Source organism: Celeribacter sp., from assembly GCF_048261515.1.
Lineage (GTDB): Bacteria > Pseudomonadota > Alphaproteobacteria > Rhodobacterales > Rhodobacteraceae > Celeribacter.
Window position 1 is genome coordinate 132619 of sequence record NZ_JBLXFZ010000002.1, and the last position, 20083, is coordinate 152701.

15 protein-coding genes are annotated in these 20083 nt (G+C 58.5%); 7 read left to right on the plus strand and 8 right to left on the minus strand.

The window, feature by feature from the left end; translation table 11 throughout:
* Window positions 1–2 precede the first annotated feature (2 nt).
* Together ACN0SC_RS05530 and ACN0SC_RS05535 are read left to right on the plus strand one after the other, a co-directional pair.
* Entirely contained in the window at window positions 3–1025 is a 1023-nt protein-coding gene (locus ACN0SC_RS05530) for an ABC transporter permease (RefSeq protein WP_417248668.1), read from the plus strand.
* Window positions 1026–1055: 30 nt separating this feature from the next.
* Complete coding sequence (locus ACN0SC_RS05535; protein ID WP_417248669.1) at window positions 1056–2558, plus strand: aldehyde dehydrogenase family protein; 1503 nt, start codon at window positions 1056–1058, stop codon at window positions 2556–2558.
* Between the two features lie 90 nt (window positions 2559–2648).
* Here ACN0SC_RS05535 and ACN0SC_RS05540 read toward each other — a convergent pair whose 3' ends face one another.
* The 6 genes from ACN0SC_RS05540 to ACN0SC_RS05565 form a co-directional block, all read right to left on the minus strand.
* Complete coding sequence (locus ACN0SC_RS05540) at window positions 2649–3113, minus strand: MarR family winged helix-turn-helix transcriptional regulator (RefSeq protein ID WP_417248670.1); 465 nt, start codon at window positions 3111–3113, stop codon at window positions 2649–2651.
* A gap of 148 nt (window positions 3114–3261) precedes the next feature.
* A complete protein-coding gene (locus tag ACN0SC_RS05545; RefSeq protein ID WP_417248671.1) occupies window positions 3262–3633 on the minus strand; it encodes an acyl-CoA thioesterase in 372 nt (123 codons plus the stop codon).
* Window positions 3626–4054 (minus strand): RidA family protein, encoded by a 429-nt coding sequence (locus tag ACN0SC_RS05550; protein ID WP_417248672.1) that lies wholly within the window; start codon window positions 4052–4054, stop codon window positions 3626–3628. The genes ACN0SC_RS05545 and ACN0SC_RS05550 overlap by 8 nt, the downstream gene beginning before the upstream one ends.
* Window positions 4051–4485, minus strand: coding sequence for an acyl-CoA thioesterase (locus tag ACN0SC_RS05555; RefSeq protein WP_417248673.1), 435 nt, complete (start codon window positions 4483–4485; stop codon window positions 4051–4053). The genes ACN0SC_RS05550 and ACN0SC_RS05555 overlap by 4 nt, the downstream gene beginning before the upstream one ends.
* Complete coding sequence (locus ACN0SC_RS05560; protein ID WP_417248674.1) at window positions 4482–5225, minus strand: SDR family NAD(P)-dependent oxidoreductase; 744 nt, start codon at window positions 5223–5225, stop codon at window positions 4482–4484. The genes ACN0SC_RS05555 and ACN0SC_RS05560 overlap by 4 nt, the downstream gene beginning before the upstream one ends.
* The gene (locus ACN0SC_RS05565) at window positions 5222–7507 is read right to left on the minus strand and encodes a bifunctional salicylyl-CoA 5-hydroxylase/oxidoreductase (protein ID WP_417248675.1); all 2286 of its coding nucleotides are present in this window, start codon (window positions 7505–7507) and stop codon (window positions 5222–5224) included. Before ACN0SC_RS05565 ends, ACN0SC_RS05560 begins: the two co-directional genes overlap by 4 nt.
* A gap of 797 nt (window positions 7508–8304) precedes the next feature.
* On the opposite strand from ACN0SC_RS05565, the gene ACN0SC_RS05570 reads away from it, so the two are divergent.
* The 5 genes from ACN0SC_RS05570 to ACN0SC_RS05590 all read left to right on the plus strand — a co-directional run bounded on the left by ACN0SC_RS05570 (window position 8305) and on the right by ACN0SC_RS05590 (window position 12053).
* Window positions 8305–9771 carry an amidase gene (locus ACN0SC_RS05570; protein ID WP_417248676.1) on the plus strand — a complete coding sequence of 489 codons (1467 nt, stop codon included), beginning with the start codon at window positions 8305–8307 and terminating at the stop codon, window positions 9769–9771.
* 14 nt (window positions 9772–9785) lie between these two features.
* The gene (gene nthA, locus ACN0SC_RS05575; RefSeq protein ID WP_417248677.1) at window positions 9786–10400 is read left to right on the plus strand and encodes a nitrile hydratase subunit alpha; all 615 of its coding nucleotides are present in this window, start codon (window positions 9786–9788) and stop codon (window positions 10398–10400) included.
* On the plus strand, window positions 10397–11080 hold the full coding sequence (gene nthB / locus ACN0SC_RS05580) for a nitrile hydratase subunit beta (RefSeq protein WP_417248678.1): 684 nt from the start codon (window positions 10397–10399) through the stop codon (window positions 11078–11080). Before nthA ends, nthB begins: the two co-directional genes overlap by 4 nt.
* Window positions 11077–11541: a nitrile hydratase accessory protein gene (locus tag ACN0SC_RS05585; RefSeq protein ID WP_417248679.1), complete on the plus strand. Its 465-nt coding sequence runs from the start codon at window positions 11077–11079 to the stop codon at window positions 11539–11541. The genes nthB and ACN0SC_RS05585 overlap by 4 nt, the downstream gene beginning before the upstream one ends.
* Before the next feature lie 86 nt (window positions 11542–11627).
* A complete protein-coding gene (locus ACN0SC_RS05590; RefSeq protein WP_417248680.1) occupies window positions 11628–12053 on the plus strand; it encodes an acyl-CoA thioesterase in 426 nt (141 codons plus the stop codon).
* Between the two features lie 202 nt (window positions 12054–12255).
* Here the strand turns inward: ACN0SC_RS05590 and pbpC are convergent, their stop codons facing one another.
* Window positions 12256–14319 (minus strand): penicillin-binding protein 1C, encoded by a 2064-nt coding sequence (gene pbpC, locus ACN0SC_RS05595; protein ID WP_417248681.1) that lies wholly within the window; start codon window positions 14317–14319, stop codon window positions 12256–12258.
* Entirely contained in the window at window positions 14316–19793 is a 5478-nt protein-coding gene (locus ACN0SC_RS05600; RefSeq protein ID WP_417248682.1) for an alpha-2-macroglobulin family protein, read from the minus strand. The genes pbpC and ACN0SC_RS05600 overlap by 4 nt, the downstream gene beginning before the upstream one ends.
* Between the last annotated feature and the right edge of the window lie 290 nt (window positions 19794–20083).

Below are 20083 nucleotides of genomic sequence, written 5' to 3' on the forward strand. Positions count from 1 at the left end.
ACATGACTGAGACGACCGTTTCCCCCACTTCGCCAAAACGCTCGGCCGGCTCGCTCCTGTCGACGTTTTTTCAAAGCCGCTACGCGGGCGCGCTGATCAGCCTGTTTCTGATCTCGCTGTTCCTTGCAATCTATCAGCCCGTGTTCCTGACTTGGCCGAATCTGATGAACATCGTGAAATCGAACTCGGTGGCCTTCATTCTCGCGCTTGGAGCCACTTATGTGGTGATCTCTGGCACGGTTGACTTGTCCTTTGGCTCGGCGACCACAGCCTCAGCAATTGCCTTTGGCCTGTTGTTCGTCAGTGGCATCCCTTTGCCATTCGCCATTCTGGGCGCCATCACGGCGGGCTGTCTGCTTGGCGCAATCAACGGGTATCTCGTGGCCTATGCCAATATTTCGTACTTCGTTGTGACCCTCGGTACCCTGTCAGTCTTTCAGTCGGTCGCACTGATTGCCAATGAGGGCGGCTCGATCTCGGTCTTTTCTCAACCCGGGTTTATGGCCCTGAACCGTTTTGTAAACGGCAATGTGGGGCCGATCCCGACGATCCTCATCTTCGATGCAGTGCTGTTTTTCATCGCTAGTGCCGTTCTGCGGTACACCTCCTTTGGTCGCGCGCTTTATTCTATCGGTTCGAATACGGAAGCGGCCCGTCTGAACGGCATCAACGTTCGCCGTGTGCTTTTGACAGTATTTATCATTTCCTCGCTGACCGCTGGTCTGGCCTCGGTGATCCAAGTGGGTCGTCTGACCGTAGCGTCACCTGAGGTGGACATGAACTTGTTGCTGACCGTTCTGGCCGCTGTGCTGATTGGTGGCACTGCCATGACCGGGGGCGAAGGCGGTGTGCTTGGGACTTTGATCGGCGTCCTGTTCCTCGGCGTTGTGCAAAACGGCCTGACGCTATCCGGAGTGTCCTCGTTCTGGCAGGGCACGTTGAGCGGCGGCATCCTGATCTTCTCCGTCTGGCTCGGTGGCGTGCGCGGCATGTTGCGGTCGCGCCAGCAGGCGAAACTCAAGTAATCGCTCGGCCAACCGGGCAGAAAGTACACAATGACGATTCTGAGTAATGACTTCAGCCTCCTCGGTGAGGGGGCAAAGGCGGCGCTTGGTCGGACCTATGGCCTGCATATCGACGGGAAAGAGGTGCAGACGGCAAAAAGCTATCCTTTGACCGATCCGTCGACCGGCAAAGAATTCGCTCGCGCGTCCGAGGCGGGTGAGGCCGAATTGAACATGGCCGTCGCTGCAGCCAAATTGGCACTGACAGGTGAGTGGAAAAGACTGCGCCCCCATGAGCGGGAGCTGCGCATTCTGCGTCTTGCGGATATTTTGGAATCGCATGTGCGCGAGATCTCCGAGATCGAGACCCTGTGCTCGGGCCGGCTTCTAGCCAATACTTCGGGTGTGGACGTGATGTATTCGGCGCATGTGCTGCGTTATATGGGGGGCTGGGCCACAAAATTGGAAGGCCAGACTATGCGCCTGTCTGTGCCTTACATTCCGAACGGCGAACTGAGCGGATTTACCTTCCGTGAACCGATCGGGGTGGTTGGGGCGATTGTGCCTTGGAACGTTGCGCTTGGCATTGCCGTGTGGAAAATTGCACCCGCTCTGGCGGCGGGGTGTTCCGTCGTTCTGAAACCCGCCCCGCAAACCCCGATTTCAGCGATCCGGTTTGCCGAGCTTGCAATCGAGGCAGGGATTCCTGCAGGCGTGATCAACATTGTGACTGGATCGCGCCCGGAAGTTGGTCAGATGCTGGTGGCGCATAAAGACGTGGCGCTGGTCACCTTTACCGGGTCGACCGAGGTTGGGCGCAAGATTGCCGTGTCGGCGGCCAGCCAGTTCAAGAAATGCAGTTTGGAACTGGGCGGGAAGTCCCCCGTGATCATGATGGGCGACGCCGATGTCGAAGCAGCTGCACAGGCGGCGGCGGTGGCGGTTTTCTCAAACCACGGCCAAAACTGCTGCGCAGGGTCGCGTCTGTATGTTCATCGCTCAATCTACGATCAGGTGACGGAACGTGTGGTTGAGCTGGCCAATGATATCCAGTTGTCTGCGCCTTTGATCCCGGGTGCCACGATGGGTCCCGTCATTGGTCCCACGCAGCAGGCGCGGATTATGAGCATCGTCGACGCTGGTGTATATGAGGGCGCCACGCTTGCTGCAGGCGGCGTTGCGGTTGACCACGTGGGTTCTTACGTTCGGCCCACCGTGCTGCTCGACGTGACCTCGGATATGACCCCGGTTAAGGAAGAGATCTTTGGTCCGGTTCTGGTCGCCACGCCCTTTGATACCGACGAAGAGGTCCTCGCGCTGGCCAATGACAGCCAGTATGGGCTGGGCGCCAGCGTATTCACCAATGACGCGGGCCGCATCCACCGGATGACCCAAGGTCTGGAGGCCGGGTCGGTCTGGATCAACGTACACAACGCGTTGGACGTGGCCTTGCCGTTCGGCGGTTGGAAGGACAGCGGGATCGGCAATGATTTGGGCGAGAGTTCGGTGCTGGCCTACACGAAACTCAAAGCGTCGGTGCATTACCACGCCTGATACATAAATCACTTACGAAACGACAAAGGGCGGAACCCAAGGGGCCGCCCTTTGTGTATTCCTTACGCTGCTGTGACGCGGCATGGGGGGTTATTTCTTGTGGCGGATGTCCAACATGATCGAAATTGCGCGGGCGGCGTCGGATTCGCTGACCTGATCCAAAAGTCCGTCGATCCAGCCAAGATGTTCCTGGGTCATCATTTCGATCTCGGCGCGACCTTTTTCTGTGATCCGTACCAACGAGGCACGGCGGTCGGATTCCAACGTCTGACGTTTGGCCAGGCCATCCGCCACCAGCCGATCGACCACGCCGGTGACATTACCATTGGACACGACAAGGTTCTGGGACAATTCGCTCATCTTCATGCCGTCAGGGTGAACGCGGAGCGCCTCAAGCACATCAAAGCGGGGTAGGGTGGTTCCATACCCTTCGCGTAGCTTTTCTCGCAAGGTAGATTCTACGTGGCGCGTGGCCTTCAGCATCTGAAGCCAAAGCCGCAGACGTTGACGTGCCAAATCTTTGTTCTCGATACTCGACTTCACAGTTAGTTCCATGTGTTTAAACGCGCCTCTTTTAATTCGTTATATTTTACACTTGGAGTATAATCGACGCTAGGTAAATTTGGAACTGTCGCTCTACTGTGTTGAAACTTAGCAATCCTGCCTTGCCGCAGGATCACAAGTATAATCGATTAATTTAGTTTTAAGGCAAGGGGCGCGGTGTGCCATCGGCGTAGACTGCAACCATGGTGACGCTGCTTGAGACGATTTGTTGGGCCGCGCCATCGGGATCTGCAGTGCCGGTCAGGGCCAGATCGAACGATGTGCGCCCTCGGCGAGTTACCTCGGCGGTGATCGTGAATTCCGTGCCGACAGTCAGCGCCGCGTGAAACACCATCTCTTTGATCGACAGGATCAAGGCATCGCCACCGCTGACTTTGCTGCCTGCAAGCCCCGCTGCATGGTCGATTTGAGTCATGATCCACCCGCCATAGACCGGGCCACGCGGGCTGGCCTCACTTGCGGGTGGAACGGTGATCAAAACGGTTCGTGAGGTGGACATTGTCTCAGGCATTGGGGATCACCGCCGTGGCTTCTATCTCAATCTTTGCTTCGTCTTCAACCAACGCGACGACCTGTACCACGGCCATCGCCGGAAAGTGGCGACCAATCACGTCACGGTAGGCTTTGCCTATTTCTTTCAGATTGGCCTGATATTCCTTTTTGTCGGTGATGTACCACGTCAGACGAACCAGATGCGCGGGCCGCGCGCCGGCCACGTCCAGTACGGCAACGATGTTTTCCAGTGTTTGCCGGAACTGGCCCACCATATCCAGGTGTTCCCATTCTTGCCGTGCGTTCCAGCCAACAAGCCCACCCGTGAACACCGTGCGGCCTTCTGCCAATACGCCATTGGCATAGCCTTTGGCTGGTACCCAGCCATCAGGTTGGAGAAACAGGTGGGGAATTTCGGCGGTCATCGTCTTGTCTTTCATTCTGTCATCTCCGGTGCCGTCTGAAAACGCTCCAGCTGGGTACGCAGGTCACCCGGCCAAGGCGCGGCACGCCCGTTGGCCGTGGAGGCATGAACCACTGTGGCGTGGCAGGTGAAACGGGTTTGTCCCGCGCAGGTACAGGTGATTGCGAAATCGACCGAAGAGGTTCCGATCCGTTCCACAAGCAGCGTGAGCGTAAGGGTGTCGCCGAGACGCGAGGGCGCACGAAACCGGGCCTCAATCGCGCCAAGTGGGGTGCCAAGCGCACCGTCCGTCAACAGCATGCTTTCCCAGCTATGACCTAGCGCATCCGAGAAAAAGCGTTCGGTCAGGGCCGAAATCATCTCGAAGTAGCGGGGGTAAAAGACAATGCCTGCAGGGTCGCAATGGTTGAATTCGACCTGTCGGGTCAGGGTAAAAGGTGATGTCACGTTTCGCCCCCTGACACCGAAATCGCCTGACCGGTGATCATGTTTGAACCCGGCCCGCACAGCCATGTGACGACCTGCGCCACGTCTTCAGGCGGCACCAGTTTGTGCATCGGGTTGGTGGCTTCCAGTGATGCACGAGCCTCTTCGGGCGAGCGCCCGGTCTTTTCGACGATGTTGGCAATCGAGCGTCCGGTCATTTCCGTGTCCAGAAAGCCAGGGCAGATCGCGTTGACAGTCACACCTTTTCGCACAAGCTCCAGTGCAAGCGATTTGACCATGCCAATCACGCCATGCTTGGCCGCCGCATAGGGCGCGACATAGGGATATCCTTTCAGCCCGGCGGTGGAGGCAATGGCGATCAGCCGCCCCCACGGTTTGCCTGACATCGCCTTGGCCCCTTCGCGAAGGGTCAGAAATGTGCCTGTCAGGTTCACCGATATCATGCGCTCAAAGGCGGTAAGCTCGGTCTTCACAAAAGAGGCGCTTTCCGAGGCCCCCGCGTTGGCGACCACGATATCGGGGTCGGCCGCGGCAATGGCTTTGATGACCGCGGCTTCGTCGGTGATGTCACAGACGACGGCGGTAATCCCCGGATGTGTCGCGGCCACAGCCGAGAGCGACTCGGCCCGGCGTCCGCAGATGGTGACCTGTACCCCGGCTTCGGCCAGAGCGGTGGCAATCACCGCTCCAACACCGGAACCGCCGCCGGTCACAAAGGCTGACGTGCCGCCAAAGGTCATTGCGCCATAGCCTTTTCGCGTTCGGCCAATGTGATCGCCTGACGTCGACCGCCCTCGTAGGGCGCGGGCCACTTCTGCTCGTTGTCGCCGAGTTCGACCGAGGCGTGCAGGGTCCAGTAGGGGTCGGCAAGGTGCGGACGCGCCAAAAGGACAAGGTCGGCACGACCCGCCATAAGGATCGAGTTCACATGGTCCGGCTCGTAAATGTTGCCCGCCACAAGGGTGGGGGAGTTCAGATCGTTGCGCACACGGTCGGCAAAAGGCACTTGGAACATGCGGCCATATATCGGCTGTTCACCTTTGTCGGTTTGACCGGACGACACGTTGATCGCGTCGGCCCCGGCGGCCTTGAACAGCGCCGAAATCTCGACGGCCTCTTCCGGCATCACGCCCGTGTCGCCCATCCAATCGTGGGCCGAGATCCGCACGGTCATCGGCTTTTCTTCCGGCCAAGCGGCGCGCATCGCGGCAAACACTTCCAGCGGGAACCGCATCCGGTTTTCCAAGCTGCCGCCGTATTCGTCGCTACGTGTGTTGGTGATCGGCGAGATAAAGGACGCCAACAGATAGCCGTGTGCCGCGTGCATCTCGATCATGTCGAACTGGGCCGCAGCGGCGGCTTTCACACTGGCCACAAATTGATCGCGTACCATATCCATGTCGGCGCGGTCCATTTCCTTAGGGACCACGTTGCCCTCCATCAGGGGAATGGCTGAGGCCGACAGAAGCGGCCAATTTTCACCTTCGGGCAGGGCTTTGTCGATGCCGTCCCATGCCAGTCGCGTCGAGCCTTTGCGGCCCGCGTGACCGATCTGCGCACAGATTTTCGCGTCAGTTTCAGCATGAACGAAATCGGTCAGGCGCGACCAGAGAGGCACCTGTTCCTCACCAATGCAGGGGCAGCCGGGCGTGATCCGGCCTTCCATGCTGACGCAGAGCATTTCGGTAAAGACCAGCCCCGCTCCACCCTTGGCGCGTTCGGCGTAATGTACGAAATGCCAATCGTTCGGCATGCCGTCCTTGGCTTTGTACTGAGCCATCGGCGATACCACGACACGGCAGGATAGATCCATGTTGCGCAGTTTGAACGGCGCGAACATCGGGCTGCGGGTCGAATTACCACCAGCCTGCTTTTGGAACCACGCTTCTGCCGAGGCGAGCCATTCCGGGTCGCGCAGCCGCAGGTTTTCGTGGCTGATACGCTGCGAGCGGGTCAACAGTGCATAGTTGAACTGCATCATGTCGAGGTCGAGGTAACGCTCGACTTCTTCGAACCACTCGGTCGAGTTGCGAGCGGCCGAGGTAACGCGCACAACCTGAAGTTTGCGTTCGTCCTGATAGCTTTGCAACGCGGCGTCCAGCGGTTTGCCCGAGGACAATTCATCCGCCAGCATGATCGCGCTTTCCATCCCCAGTTTGGAGCCGGATCCGATCGAGAAATGCGCGGTGGCCGAGGCATCGCCCAGCAGTGCGACATTCTCAAAATACCAGTTTTCACAGGTCACGCGCGGGAATTGAATCCACGCCGAGCCGCGAATGTGGTTGGCATTGGTCATCAGGCGATGACCGCCCAGATGCTTGTCAAAAATCTTTTCGCACAGCGCGATGCTGTCGTGCTGGTTCAGCGTATCAAAGCCGAACGCCTTGTAGGTTTCTGGCCCGCATTCCACGATGAAGGTCGCGGTGTCGTCGTCGAACTGATAGGCATGCGCCCAGATCCAGCCGTGTTCGGTCTTCTCGAAAATGAAGGTAAAGGCATCGTCGAACTTCTGATGCGTGCCGAGCCAGACAAAGTGGTTCCGGCGCATGTCGATTTCCGGCTGGAACTTGTCTTCGAACAGGCTCCGGGTTTTGGAGTTCAGACCATCGGCCGCAACCACAAGATCGTTTTCTGCTTTAAGCTCGGCAATCCGCTCGGGCGTGACGTCTGTCTCAAAGGACAGGGTGACGCCCAGATCGCGTGCGCGCTCCTGAAGCAGCAGCAGCATCTGTTTGCGCCCGATGCCGCAGAACCCGTGACCGCCCGACGTCATCGCCTCGTCGCCGCGCACAACTTTTACATCGCCCCAATAGGCAAACTTGTCGCGGATCATCCGCTCGGACACGGGATCATTGCCTTCGAAGTTTGACATAGTCTCATCTGAAAGCACGACGCCCCAGCCGAATGTGTCGTCGGCTTTGTTGCGTTCGTACACGGTGATGTCGTGCGTGGAATCGCGTAGCTTCATGGAAATGGCAAAGTAGAGACCCGCAGGGCCGCCACCGAGAATGGCAATTTTCATCGTCGCGTCCTTATTCGGATACAGGTTTTGCGCAGAGCGGCAAAGTATTTCATGTTTGAAGTTATTCATGGGCGCGCGGCGTGTCAACTCGCATCTGAGCAACTAATCCATCGAGGCGCTAAGCTCGCTCGTTTTTTGAGCGATTGGCTGAACTTTGCGGCGACTTATTTTCCTGTGGCGTCAGGTTCTTGGTGGGGTCATTGCTTGAGGTTCGAATTGGGTGCGATTTTTGGCTCCGGTGAATGTGCCAGGATGACGATTTAGTGCTTTAGGGTTTAAGTAGATTTGATTGAGAATCAACTTTTCTTAGGTTTTTTGGCGCAGGCGGGTGTCGCGTCGGGTTGCGGATTTCTGCTAGTGCAGTCCCAGTGTCCTATGAGTTGGGCTTAGGGCTGTTACAGTTCGCAGGGCCGCTAATCAGAATAACTTATTGTGAATAATGGGAAGTGTGGACGGGTCGCGTTTGGGGTGTGGGTTGGGGCTCGCCAGAGGGGGATCTCTTAAGGTCTATGAAGATGAACCGAGACGCGTTTCGTAAGGCAGGTTTGATATGTAAAAAAACTTGACATATGAAATATATTTTGACATCCGTTACGTTCAGCCCATTGTGGGTGAGCGCTGTCAAAAGACCTGGTTAGCGAGTTTCAATATGAGGCAGAGCGAAGGTGTTCTTGAGGTATCAGTTGGGTTCGATGTGTGCGTGTCGTTAAAGGATTTGGATGTCGTGTTCAGTCTGACCATGCGCGGCACGAGTATCCGCGTTTAGTTAAATCTTTGCTTTAGCTTTGAATTATTTTGTGGCGTTTTCGACGAAATGCGCTCATGCGATCAAGGAGAAACGAATGCCTCATTCAGTTGACCAAATTGTCGATTTAAGTTTGACGGAAGTGGCTGAAAAGCTGCGGATCGGTGAGTTGCGTGCCATCGAGGTGACCGAAGCAGCGCTTGCTCGGTGCAATGCCTTGAATCCCGACAACAATGCGATGATCACAATCTGTGACGACCGCGCGATGGCTCAGGCAAAGGCGGCGGATGATCGTCGTGCATCGCGACAAAATATGGGACCACTACACGGGGTGCCGATCACGATCAAAGACATCTTCGACATTGCCGGACTTCCCACAACTGCGGGTCTTCCGCCCCGTTTGGATCATGTCGCCGAGGGGACCGCAACGGTTGTGCAACGGCTCGAGGCCGCTGGCGCTGTGGTGCTTGGCAAAGCCAATGTGGCCGAGGGCGTTGCGGGTAAATATCTTGATCCGTTCGGAGAGCCGCATAACCCGTGGAATGCGGACTATTGGGGGGGCGCGTCCTCGGGTGGGAGCGGAGTCGCTGTGGCAGCGCAGATGGGCTATGGCTCGATCGGGTCCGATACTGGCGGATCAATCCGAATGCCGAGCACAGTGAACGGCGTGACCGGCTTGAAGCCCACGTGGGGCCGGGTCAGTCGAAATCAGGTGTTCGAACTGGCCGGAACTCTGGATCACGTTGGGCCGATGGGTCGCTCTGCTGAAGATATTGCGCGGCTTTATCAGGTGATCGCTGGACGAGATGATGCCGATCCGACCAGCTTATTAGATCCGGTTGAGGGAGCTTTGGCCCGACTGAATAATGGCGTCAAAGGCATGGTCATAGGGCGCCCGACAAGTTGGGTGTCCGATGGAGTCGATCCGCAGTTGATCGCAGCTTTGGACGATACGCTGGCCAAGTTCGCGGAAATGGGGGCAAAGATCGTCGAGGTCAGTTTGCCTGACAATTCCACGATCGTGGATGACTGGTATGATGTGTCATGCGCCCAGACGGCTGTGGTCCATGAAAGCCTGTTTGAGCAAAACCGAAACAGCTACTCGGACTCGCTCGCGAGCACGATTGAGTATGGTCAAAAGCTGTCGGCCACCGCGTTGCAAAAAGCCCAGACCCGGCGCGATGCGTTTCGCGGACGTTTGAAGCGGAGCCTTTTGTCGGTTGATGCTGTCTTGATGCCCGTGCTGCCATTCACGGTGCCGACACGGACAGAGATGGATGAGATGGACAAAGATACGATCTTTGCGCTGCATCGTTTTGTCTGTCCGTTTACCATGAGCGGGGTTCCGGCTTTGGCCTTTCCCGTCGGTTTTGATCGCGTAGGGTTGCCGCTCGGCTTGCAACTGGTTGGCCCGCATTTGTCCGAAGCAACACTGCTGCGCGTGGTTCATGCGTACCAGTCCGTGACGTATCACCATCTTGGACGCCCGCCGATGTCGGCAGGTGTTGAAATCGCCTAATGGGAGACACATCCATGTCCGACGACCACACGGCTCCGCCCGAAGACCTCGCCTTGCGGGTCAAATCGCTCGAAACACTCCTGACCAAACGCGGTATGATCAAGGCCGAAGCAGTCGACGCCTTCATTCAGTATTATGAAACCGAAGTCGGCCCACGCAATGGCGCCAAGGTGGTGGCCAAGGCCTGGACCGATCCGGCGTTCCGCGAGGCTCTGATCGAGCATCCGGGCGAAGCCTTGTCAAACCTTGGGTTCGCTGGGCTGCAAGGCGAGGACACTCTGGTCGTCGAGAACACTCCAAAGGTACACAACGTGGTCGTTTGCACCTTATGTTCCTGCTACCCGTGGCCGCTCTTGGGGCTCCCGCCGACGTGGTACAAAAGTTTCGCCTACCGGTCTCGTGTGGTGCGTGAGCCGCGAGATGTCCTCGCCGAGTTCGGGCTGGACGTGCCGATGGACAAAGAAGTGCGCGTGTACGATAGCAACGCCGAACTTCGGTATTTCGTCCTGCCAGAGCGCCCGGCGGGCACCGAAGGGTGGAGCGAGGAGGCGTTGGAGGCCATCGTCACCCGCGATTCCATGATCGGAACGGCCATCGTGCCGGATCAAAGCGTGGAGGCAGGAGCATGAATTCAATCGCTGACATCGCTGGGATGCATGGTTTTGGTCGGGTCATTCCGGAAGGGCAAACCAGCCCTGCCGCTTATGCGCCGTTTTCTCACGACTGGGAGCGCCGGACACTGGGGATTCAGTTTTCGATCATGTCGGCGGGCCTCTGTGCGCCGGACAAAATTCGCTTTGTCACCGAGAGCATTCCGCCGTTAACTTACCTGAACAGCAGCTATTTCAAACGGTGGCTGATCACCGTCGAGGATTTGCTGCTGGAGCTGGGTTCTGTGACAGAAGAAGAACTGGCGACCGGCGAAACGAGCCGTCCTCCTGAGGTTTGTGATGTGGATACCGCTGTCGCGCGGACCGTTGTGGAAGAGGGAGGCTCGGCCCGGATCTCGCCCGAAGTGGCGGGGAGGTTCCAGGTTGGCGACCGTGTTCGGGCGCGCAACATCAACCCGTCGGGGCACACACGTTTGCCGAACTACATCAAGGGTAAGCTGGGCACAGTGATCATCGATCACGGAACCTTTGCCTTTCCCGATACTAATGCCATGGGTCAAGGACCGAAACCGCAGCACGCCTATTCGGTGCGCTTCGCGTCGCGTGAGTTGTGGGGTGCAGATGGCAACGATGTGGATTCTGTTCAGATAGACATGTTCGACGATTATCTCGATCTGGCCGAGGAGGTAACCCCATGAATTTGCCCGAGATCATGGAACACCGAGCAGCCTTTGGGAAACCGTGGCACGCCAGCGTTTTTGCGTTGGTACTGGCGCTGCATGAAGAGGGGCACTTTGACTGGGCCGAGTGGGTCGCAGCCTTTGCAGCCCGCCGTGCCGAACCCGACGCGGATGGCGTCGGCGTTGAGGATGGCTATTACAGCGCGATGCAGGAAACACTTGTGGCGTTGACCGAGCAAGCAGGGGCTTTGAAATCGGTTGAAGTCGCGGCAGTCGCCGAGGCCTGGCGCGGTGCCTATTTGGCAACCCCGCACGGGCAGCCGATTGAATTGTCCGATGAATGCTTTGCCGCGAGTCTGATCGATCCGGTGGCGTCAGCCGCGAGCCGTCCGGCCCATGATCATGAACACCACCACCATCACCATGGCCACGGTCATCCTAAGCCGGAGCCCTTAGCGGTTTTCCCTGCGGTGCGGTAACAGAGCGAGCGTCAGCTTGACGCAATCGCCTTAGGGTAAAAATAATCTCAGCGGCGCTCGTCGCACAACGAATAGATAGGACTTCCATGCCCTTTACGATTTCAAAACCCATGCGTTTCGGTGACTGCGACCTGACGGGGATCGCTTACCACCCTGCGTACCTTTCCATGCTCGTCGATGTGAATGAGGCGATGTTCGCCTCCTTTGGTGTGCCGTGGAAAGAGCTAATGTTCGAACGTCATCTCGGGCTGCCGTCGTTGAAGATGAACATCGAGTTCAAAAAGCCGGCCAAGTACGGAGATGTGCTGGATTTCAACGTGCATGTACGCAAGATCGGCACATCGTCTCTGGATCTCTACACCATTGTCACGGTCGATGGAGAGGTGATCTGGACGATTGAGCAATTGATCGTGATGACCTCGACCAAAACCCACGCATCTCACCCCTGGCCAGACGACTGCCGTGAAGGTTTGTCGCGGTATCTGCATCCGGAATTGCTTGAGACTGGCTGAACACAGCGTTTGCGAAGGTTTGGACGGGGCGTGCTCCAGTGCGCTCCTTTGCTTTCACGACATTTGCTTTAGGTGTAACCAGAACAAGCTCGCGGGACACTTGTGGGGCTACTGTTGCTTTTCTCTGAGGGGGGGCGTAAGGGGGCTTGCTGTTGTGTGCTCCTTGCGCTTGGGCTGCGACCTTGATCGCCTTTCGCAGGGATCATGGCGTGGGGGTGACGCCAATTCGCACACGGTCTGATCGGCCCGTTGAGTCGACCACCGAGATGGTCGCAAATCCAGTCGCAAGCGGTGGCAATGTAACTTCGCGTCTACGTGCGCCAATGATCACGGGGCGTCCGTCCAGTAACACAGTGAAAGGCGGTGCGCCGTCACGTAGTCGCAAAGTGAGCGGTGCGCTGTCGAGGAGCAGCGTGGCCCCGTCTGGCGGGAAGGTCAGTTTTGGTGCATCCGCGTGGGGTGCAAAGGTTGCGCCACGCGGGCGGAACCGTTTTAGCGGCGCGGGTAGTGCTGCGTTTTCGACCAAGAGAACATCGGATGGGGGCGGGGACAGCGGCGTGCTTTGCGGGGCGATCCGTTGGAACACGTCGAACAACAACGGGGCGGCGACATCAGCACCAAAGGCGCCCGGAATGGGGGTGCCATCAGGGCGCCCAAGCCAGACGCCGACCGTATAGCGCCCGTCAAACCCCAAGGCCCATGTGTCGCGGTGGCCATAGGACGTCCCCGTTTTATAGGCGATTTTGCCCAAGGGTTGTCCCGCAGGTGGCATCAATCCCGCGAGGATATGTCCGACCTGCCATGCGCTTGCAGCACGCACCACTTCGCGGCCTTCGCGGGGAGTGTCCTCGGCCAGATAGTGAAGCGGTATCGGTGTGCCACCTCGCGCCAAGGTCATGTAAACCTGTGTCAGTCCTTCGAGGGTCATCCCCAGACCGCCAAGCGCCACCGCAAGTCCGGGGGCATCGCTATTGGGCAGCGCGGTTTGCGCTCCGCTTTGGCGGAGGGCGGCGATCAGGCGGGCGGGGCCGAGGGCTTCGGTCAGCGCTACGGCGGGGATGTTGAGCGAGAGTTGCAGGGCTTCGGAGACGCGCAGCTCGCCACGATACATGCCATCGAAATTTTGCGGAGCATAGCTGCCAAAGGCGGTCGGGCGGTCGTCGATCAGGGTTTCGGGATGGGCCAATCCGTCATCGAACGCCAAGGCATAGATCAGCGGTTTGAGCGTCGAACCGGGTGAGCGCAGCGCGCGTGTCATATCGACAAATCCACCAGGCCGATCCCATCCTCCTGAGCCGACCGTGGCCAGCACTGCGCCTGTCTGATGGTCGGCCACGATAATCGCCACGGAGCTTTGCGGATCGCGGCCAGCAAGTGCTTGCTGCGCTAGAGGTTCCAATGCGGCTTGCAGGGGTGCGTTGATCGTTGTGCGCAGGACTGGCGTATCGGGGGATTCATGGTGGAGACGTGCAGTTAGATGAGGGGCGAGCGCGGGGAAGGCGTGGCGATTGCGGGGCAGGGGTTCGTGTAGCGCCGCATCGGCATCGTCTTTCGTGATAATTCCCGCGCGCACAAAGCGCGTGAGGGCGGCTGCGCGTGCGGCTTTTGCGGCCTCAGGGTGACGGTCGGGGCGGCGGCTTTCGGGTGATTGTGGAAGCACGACCAGAAGCGCGGCCTGCGCAGGGGTCAGCCGGTCTGGTTCCTTATCAAACCATATGCGAGCCGCCGCTCGCACCCCCTCGATATTGCCGCCGTAGGGGGCAAGCGTCAGGTAGAGTGAGAGAATATCGGCCTTGCTCAACTGCGCTTCAAGCGCCAAGGCCACACGGATTTGCCGCAGCTTTCCGCGCCATGATCCCGTCCCGCTGTCTTCCAGAAGTCGTGCGACCTGCATCGTCAGGGTCGATCCGCCCGAGATGATTTCACCGTGTCGCACCGCCTGTGCGATAGCTCGCAGCATGGCCAATGGATCAACGCCGTGGTGGGAATAGAACCGCTTGTCTTCATAGGCGATGAGCATCTCGATCAGGTGCGGATCGACCCGTTCGGGGTCTGCCGACAAACGCCAACGCCCGTCCTCTACTGTGAAGGCCCGCAGCAGGCGGCCATCGGCATCCAGCACCTCGGCGGAGGTCGCGGGGGTGAGGGAGGGCAGTTGAGTGTCCGCCACCCACGTCCGCGCGAAACCGACCAATCCCACGAGGCCCGCCACCAGCAAAACTGCGGCGGTTAAAATGCCAATACGCGCCGCGCGGGACCGCCTCATGGCGTGACGATAAAGCGACCCGAAGCGGTATTCGCGTTATACTGAGGGCGGTACATATCCGTGACCGCTGCCGCGGGATGATGATAGTCGCCCGGCGTAATCGCGCGCACCACATAGGCCAATCGGATCGGTTGCCCGTCCTGTCGGTTGACCTGTGCAAGGAAGCGGTCGCTGCGGAACTCGGCATGTTCCGTATAGGAGGTTTTGAGCCATGGCATCATGGACATATCACCCGAAGAGATCAGATGCGGATTGTCGATCTCCAACCCCGCTGGCAGCGGATCGTCGATCATCAACCGCCCGCTGAGGTCGTCCGATGGCGTCACATCGAGCACGACAACAAGCCGTGTGCCCTGTTCCACAGGCCCCTCTATGGCAGTGCCCTCGGGCGTGAAATAGCGCCGCGTCATTGTGTAGCCGTAGCCATCCGCCTCCACCGAACCGATTGGAACGCCGAAGGTGGTCAGGGTGATGTCGGTGTCCTCCGCGCTCGTATTGCGAATCTCAAGCGGTGACAGGCTAGCCCCGTCCACGACACGTTGCACAAATCCGCCCGACATTGATGCGCCATTGACGGTCAGCCCATCCGTGCGCGGATCGTCGATCAGGCTATGCGCGGCAAGAAGTCCCCATGCCATTTCCTGTGTCGAGCGGGGTCCATCATGGCGCGAAATCATCCGCGTCAGGGCCTCACGGTCCACCGCGTTGCTTCCTGCTTCGGTCGCGAGGCTCAGGATCGCGGCGGCATCGCGAAGGGTGCTGCCGTAATCGTCGCGCCACACCCCGCGTTCGCTGTCGTTGGCGAGGCGCATAATGTTGCGACTGGCGAGGGTGAAGAGACGGTCCGCTCTTGGCTGATCCCCATAAAAAGCCAGTGCCGCGCCGAGTTGGGCTTGTGCCAGAGGCGTTGCGAAGTCTTCCGCCTTTTCATCGGCATAATAGCGCAGATCACCGATCCGTGCCGCGCCTTCACGCGCCAGAACCATCAAGCCATAGGCCAAGGCTACGCCGCCACCATTTCGATCCACCTCGAAATCCGAGGCGTAGGAAATCTCATTACGCAGATTGTCCATTGCCGTGCGGAAGGCATTGTCCGGCATATCGACTCCTTGCAATTTCGCGCGTGACAGGAAGTCACTCACATAGGAGGTAAGCCAGAAATCACCACCTTCAGGTTGCCACAAGCCAAAGGCCCCGCTGCTGCTTTGTCGTGTCAGGATACGTTTCACGGCCTGTTCGAGGCGGTCGTCAACATCCTGCGTTTGGGTCATCCCGATCGCATCTGCCACTTCGTCGAAATACAACAGCGGCATAGCGCGACTGGTGAGTTGCTCGGTGCAGCCGTAGGGGTAGCGGTCAAGACCGCGCATCAATGCAGGGACGTTGAGTTGCGCCAATGGTCCCGCGCTGATCAGTGCGGAGCCCGTGCCTTCGCGCAGGTCCGTGAACACATCGCGGGTGAGTGAGAAGGTATCGCCTGAGGCCAATTCAAAGCGGCGGGTTTGCGAGATCTGCGGATCATAGACTCGCACGGGCACATGCAGCGTTTTGGTCAGCACCTTGCCCGCGGGCGTAGTGAGTGTGACCGTCATCTCGTAATCACCAGAGATGCGCGCAGACACAGGTATCCGCAGCGCGGTTTTGCCTTTCTCGGTGAGCGAGATTGTCGTGGGGATATCCGCACCCAGATCAAGGCCCGCGACCTCAATTGTCAGAGGCATGTCTCCCGCAGGCCCTTCGGTGTGAACAAACTCCAGTAGCATTTGCGTGGTGTCGTCGGGCGCAAGGAAACGTGGTAGGCTTGCCGTCACCACGACAGGATCACGCACGATCACATCGCGTTCTGCCTCGCCCACGGCTTCGTCGCTCCATGCTACGGCCATCAGCCGCACCGTGCCGTTGAAGGACGGAATGTCAAAGGAGACTTGCGCCGTGCCATCCGCGCCGATTTCCACGGGGCCGCTGAAATAGGCGACCAGTTCTTCCGTTGGGGGTGGAGCTTGGCGCTGCAACCCGCCTGTGGCGTCGCCACCAGAACGGATTTGTCCCATTGCGCCGTTCATGCCGTCGATCAACCGCCCGTACACATCACGGATTTCCACGCCGAGGCGGCGCTGGCCGAAGTAGTGTTGTGAAGGGGAGGGGGTGTCAAACCCTGTCAGGTTCAGCACTCCGAGATCCACAGCGGCCACGGTCACATAGGCGGGGCCCGTTGCACCCTTCATATTCACCGTCACGGGCAGAGGCCCGCGTGGGTCGATGACCTCATCGGTGTCCAGAGATACGGTGAGCGCGCGCTTGCCGGGTTCAATCTTGGCATAGACCAAGCCGAGTGCGCGGGCGGGACCGATCTTTGCCCCTGCATCCATTGGGCGGATGGCCTGTACGGTGACATAGGCGCCGGTTCCCCAGTCTTCGGTCACGTCAACGGGAATAAGGTTCTCGCCCTTTTTCACGGCCACCGATTGGGCCGCAATAAGGTGGTTGGACATCACCGCAATGAGCGCTGTGCCATCATAACGTGAGACCAGTCGCAGTTTGGCCGTATCGCCCACGTCGTAGGTTTTGGCGTCGAGGGACATGTCCAATGTGTCTGGGCTATCGGCTCCTGCGGGGACATACCACCCCGCCGAAAACGCGTAGGATGTGGCAACATATTCGCCATCGGTGCGTTCCACGACCATTTCGTATTCACCCCAGTCGACCTGCACTTCTAGTGCGACAGGGTCCGTATCTGTGGTGAGATCACCAGTGGCAATCGGTGTGCGTGTTGTGGTGACATCCCAATCCCAATGACCATCGGCCTGATACCACTGGTAGTGGCGTTCCAGACGGTTCAACGTCCAGTGTATATCCATCGGCGCAGGCGTTGCATCCTGTGCAAGACCGACCACTTTGAACCGCGCGGTATCGCCTTCTCCGACAAGGCCGTCAAATTCGGGACGCAAGCCGATGACGGGTGTGTCAAGGGCGAGCATACGGGTCATCTTTCGCTCAACAGGACGGCCCGAGCCTTCGGCAACCCGTGCGACAACTGTGGCTTCGACCAGATGGCCGTTGGCTGTGAGGTCAGGCAATTCCAGCGGGACCGTCGCCTGTCCTTGAGCATCGGTCGTCACCCCGTTGCCAAAGCCGTGCATCACCGAGCTGAGCGGTTCATCATAGCGGCCGAAATGATATTTGGGCCATGCCTCAAGTCCTTTTGCCTGAGACAGGCGCACGGTGCCCTCGACCCCAAGTTCACTCGCAGGTGCGCCGAAGAGATAGTGCGCATCAACGGTCAACGGCGGTGTATCGCCCGCACGGATTGGGCCATCTGGGAGCGAGAGAGAGAAATCAATGCGTTCGGGCAAGAAATCCTCGACCAAGAGTGACGCGGAGGTGAGTGCGGGGGCTTCCAGATCAGAACGTAATTCCAAACGCCACGTGCCACGGGCGACACTGGTGCCAAGCGGCAGGTCAAAGACATGCCCGCCTGCAACGTCCCCCGTTGAGAGAACGCGAGAGTATTCGACGCCATCCGGGCGTGTCAGGATCGCGGTCAGCGGCAGGCCGGAGAGCGCCGCCGCGTTTGTATCGCGCAAAAGAACTGTTGCGTGGATGGTCTCGCCCGGACGGTAGGCGTCGCGGTCGGTTGCAAGGAAAGCATCAATCGGCGGGGCAGGGGGCATCCCTTCGACCCCACGATCCGACAGGTCAAAAGCCGGATCGGTCAGCGAGAGAAACACCATATCCTCAGGCGCCTCTTTGGGGCCCGTTTGCGCCAGAAGCATTGCGGGTGCTGCGCTATCCGTGCCGTGTGTGAGACCCGCCTCAAAAAGGGCATGTCCTTCGGCATCTGTTTGGGTCGTGGCCAGAACATCGTTCGCCCGCGACAAGAGTTCGACCGTCACGCCGGATTTTGGTTTCGCGTCATTCAGGCCGCGCACATAGACGTGTAGGCCGTCTGTGCCTGAGAAACTGGTCAGGCCAAGATCGGAGACGACGAACCATTGCAGCGCGCTTTGAGAATAATCGCGATCATCATCAGGCACAGCTGCCGCAAGCGCGTAGATACCAGGGGCGAGATCTTTCATTGACCCGTCAAGCGGCAGGCGCGTAACCATCGTTTTGTTCAGCGTGTTTTGGACATCTGCCTGACCCTGCCAGATCACGTTGGCGAAATTGTTGCGGAAGTCTTTTTCCCTGTAATCGGAGAGCGTCCGCCCGAAATGTTCCTCGCGGATTGCGGAAATCAGCGTGCGATCACTGATCTGGTATAGGCTCAGGTCGAGATGGTCGAGATTGACGGTCTCGACGGGCAAGCCCGCCTCTGGCATCCGCGGTAGAACATAGGCACGACCCGGAAACTGGACAGAGGGTGAGCGGTCACGGACATAGACTTCAAGCGGGACATCACGGGCGAGTTTCTCGCCATTTTCGTCAGGCAGACCCTTGCGGAAGGTAAAGGCATAGCGCGCGCCGTGTGCCACTCCTTCGATACAAAGCGAGCGGCCCTCGGCGGTGACGGCAAACCCTGCGTTGGTCGCTGTGTCGGGCAGGCTGACATAGTTGCTATAGTCAACGCCAGCAGAGGCCAGAGACTCGCTAAATTCGACACAAACTCGTGGCAAGGCAATGTCGCTGTCAACGTCACTGTCGATGATGCGGAACCCGTAGAGACGTTCGGCGCGGGCAAGTTGCTCGGCGGTGCTTCCGCTTGGGGCAAGGCGTTGTGCCAAGCGCAGAGTGGGAATCTGCTCGCGGCCCCGATCATTCATTTCCAGTGATTGGCTGAGAATTACAAGTGCTGCGGCGCGGCCCTGATCTGTACTTTGGCGAAGATAGGCGTTGATGGCACTTGGCAAGATTGCATTGCGCACCGCGCGCTGACTGTTCGCAGAATGTTTGTTTTGGACCATAAGATTATAGGTTTGTTGGGACAACCTCGCATAATGGATCCACATGTCTGGCTCGTCCGATAGAGCGACTGCGATGCCGAGCCAGTTGTACGCCGCGATTGTGTCGTCATAGGACAGCTTGGTTGCATAGGCTTCGCGCGCGAATTCCAGCTCCCAAATTCCCGCATATGTCTGCGCGCCGAGCAATTGTGTTTGACGGCGGGCCGCATCAAAATCTCCCGCACGCAACCAATCCAGCTCCCCCGCACGCAGTTCCGCTAACTCGTGACTGGCCTGTGGTATGCGGCGCAACTCGCCCGAAATCGCACCGTCATAGACGGTTTGTTGCCCGACTGCCGATTTCAGAAAGCATGAGGCGCTGCGGCTATTGAACGTGAAGGCTTCGCACTGCGCTTCATTCAGACAAGCTCGCTGACAGGCATCCAAAGTGGTGTCGAAAAATGACTTTAAGTCATCCCCGTAGAAATCCACATTGCGGGTGAGGAGGACTTGCTGCGCGGGCAGCGGCGACTGCGTGAAACCGGCGGATGTGAAAGTGAGCAGAACAATGAGGGCGGCGAAAATACGGCGCATAAAGACTCTCCTGAAAACGACCGATTCAGGTTGTCATGTGGGTGGCCTCTATGTCAACGCAGCGCCGATGTCATTGCGTTGAACAGCGATACACGTTCGGGTCTGGCGCTAGATCATCGAAGACGTGATGTGTGTATTGAAAATACTAATTGCTTAATTGCGCGTGGCGAACCTATTGCAATCAAAGCGCCTTTTCGACTGTAGCCCTGCGCACCCACTTGACCTGCGCGCAAAACGCAGAAAAATTGATCTTCATATCTGTGAGCGTTTGATGAGGCGATACTTTGTTT

What these genes read in the sequence shown, in the direction of transcription:
- ACN0SC_RS05565 (WP_417248675.1), bottom strand. Translation starts at nt 7,507, where the DNA reads ATGAAAATTGCCATTCTCGGTGGCGGCCCTGCGGGTCTCTACTTTGCC.
- ACN0SC_RS05585 (WP_417248679.1), top strand. Translation starts at nt 11,077, where the DNA reads ATGAATTTGCCCGAGATCATGGAACACCGAGCAGCCTTTGGGAAACCG.
- ACN0SC_RS05530 (WP_417248668.1), top strand. Translation starts at nt 3, where the DNA reads ATGACTGAGACGACCGTTTCCCCCACTTCGCCAAAACGCTCGGCCGGC.
- nthB (WP_417248678.1), top strand. Translation starts at nt 10,397, where the DNA reads ATGAATTCAATCGCTGACATCGCTGGGATGCATGGTTTTGGTCGGGTC.
- pbpC (WP_417248681.1), bottom strand. Translation starts at nt 14,319, where the DNA reads ATGAGGCGGTCCCGCGCGGCGCGTATTGGCATTTTAACCGCCGCAGTT.
- ACN0SC_RS05590 (WP_417248680.1), top strand. Translation starts at nt 11,628, where the DNA reads ATGCCCTTTACGATTTCAAAACCCATGCGTTTCGGTGACTGCGACCTG.
- ACN0SC_RS05540 (WP_417248670.1), bottom strand. Translation starts at nt 3,113, where the DNA reads ATGGAACTAACTGTGAAGTCGAGTATCGAGAACAAAGATTTGGCACGT.
- ACN0SC_RS05535 (WP_417248669.1), top strand. Translation starts at nt 1,056, where the DNA reads ATGACGATTCTGAGTAATGACTTCAGCCTCCTCGGTGAGGGGGCAAAG.
- ACN0SC_RS05550 (WP_417248672.1), bottom strand. Translation starts at nt 4,054, where the DNA reads ATGAAAGACAAGACGATGACCGCCGAAATTCCCCACCTGTTTCTCCAA.
- nthA (WP_417248677.1), top strand. Translation starts at nt 9,786, where the DNA reads ATGTCCGACGACCACACGGCTCCGCCCGAAGACCTCGCCTTGCGGGTC.
- ACN0SC_RS05545 (WP_417248671.1), bottom strand. Translation starts at nt 3,633, where the DNA reads ATGCCTGAGACAATGTCCACCTCACGAACCGTTTTGATCACCGTTCCA.
- ACN0SC_RS05560 (WP_417248674.1), bottom strand. Translation starts at nt 5,225, where the DNA reads ATGACCTTTGGCGGCACGTCAGCCTTTGTGACCGGCGGCGGTTCCGGT.
- ACN0SC_RS05600 (WP_417248682.1), bottom strand. Translation starts at nt 19,793, where the DNA reads ATGCGCCGTATTTTCGCCGCCCTCATTGTTCTGCTCACTTTCACATCC.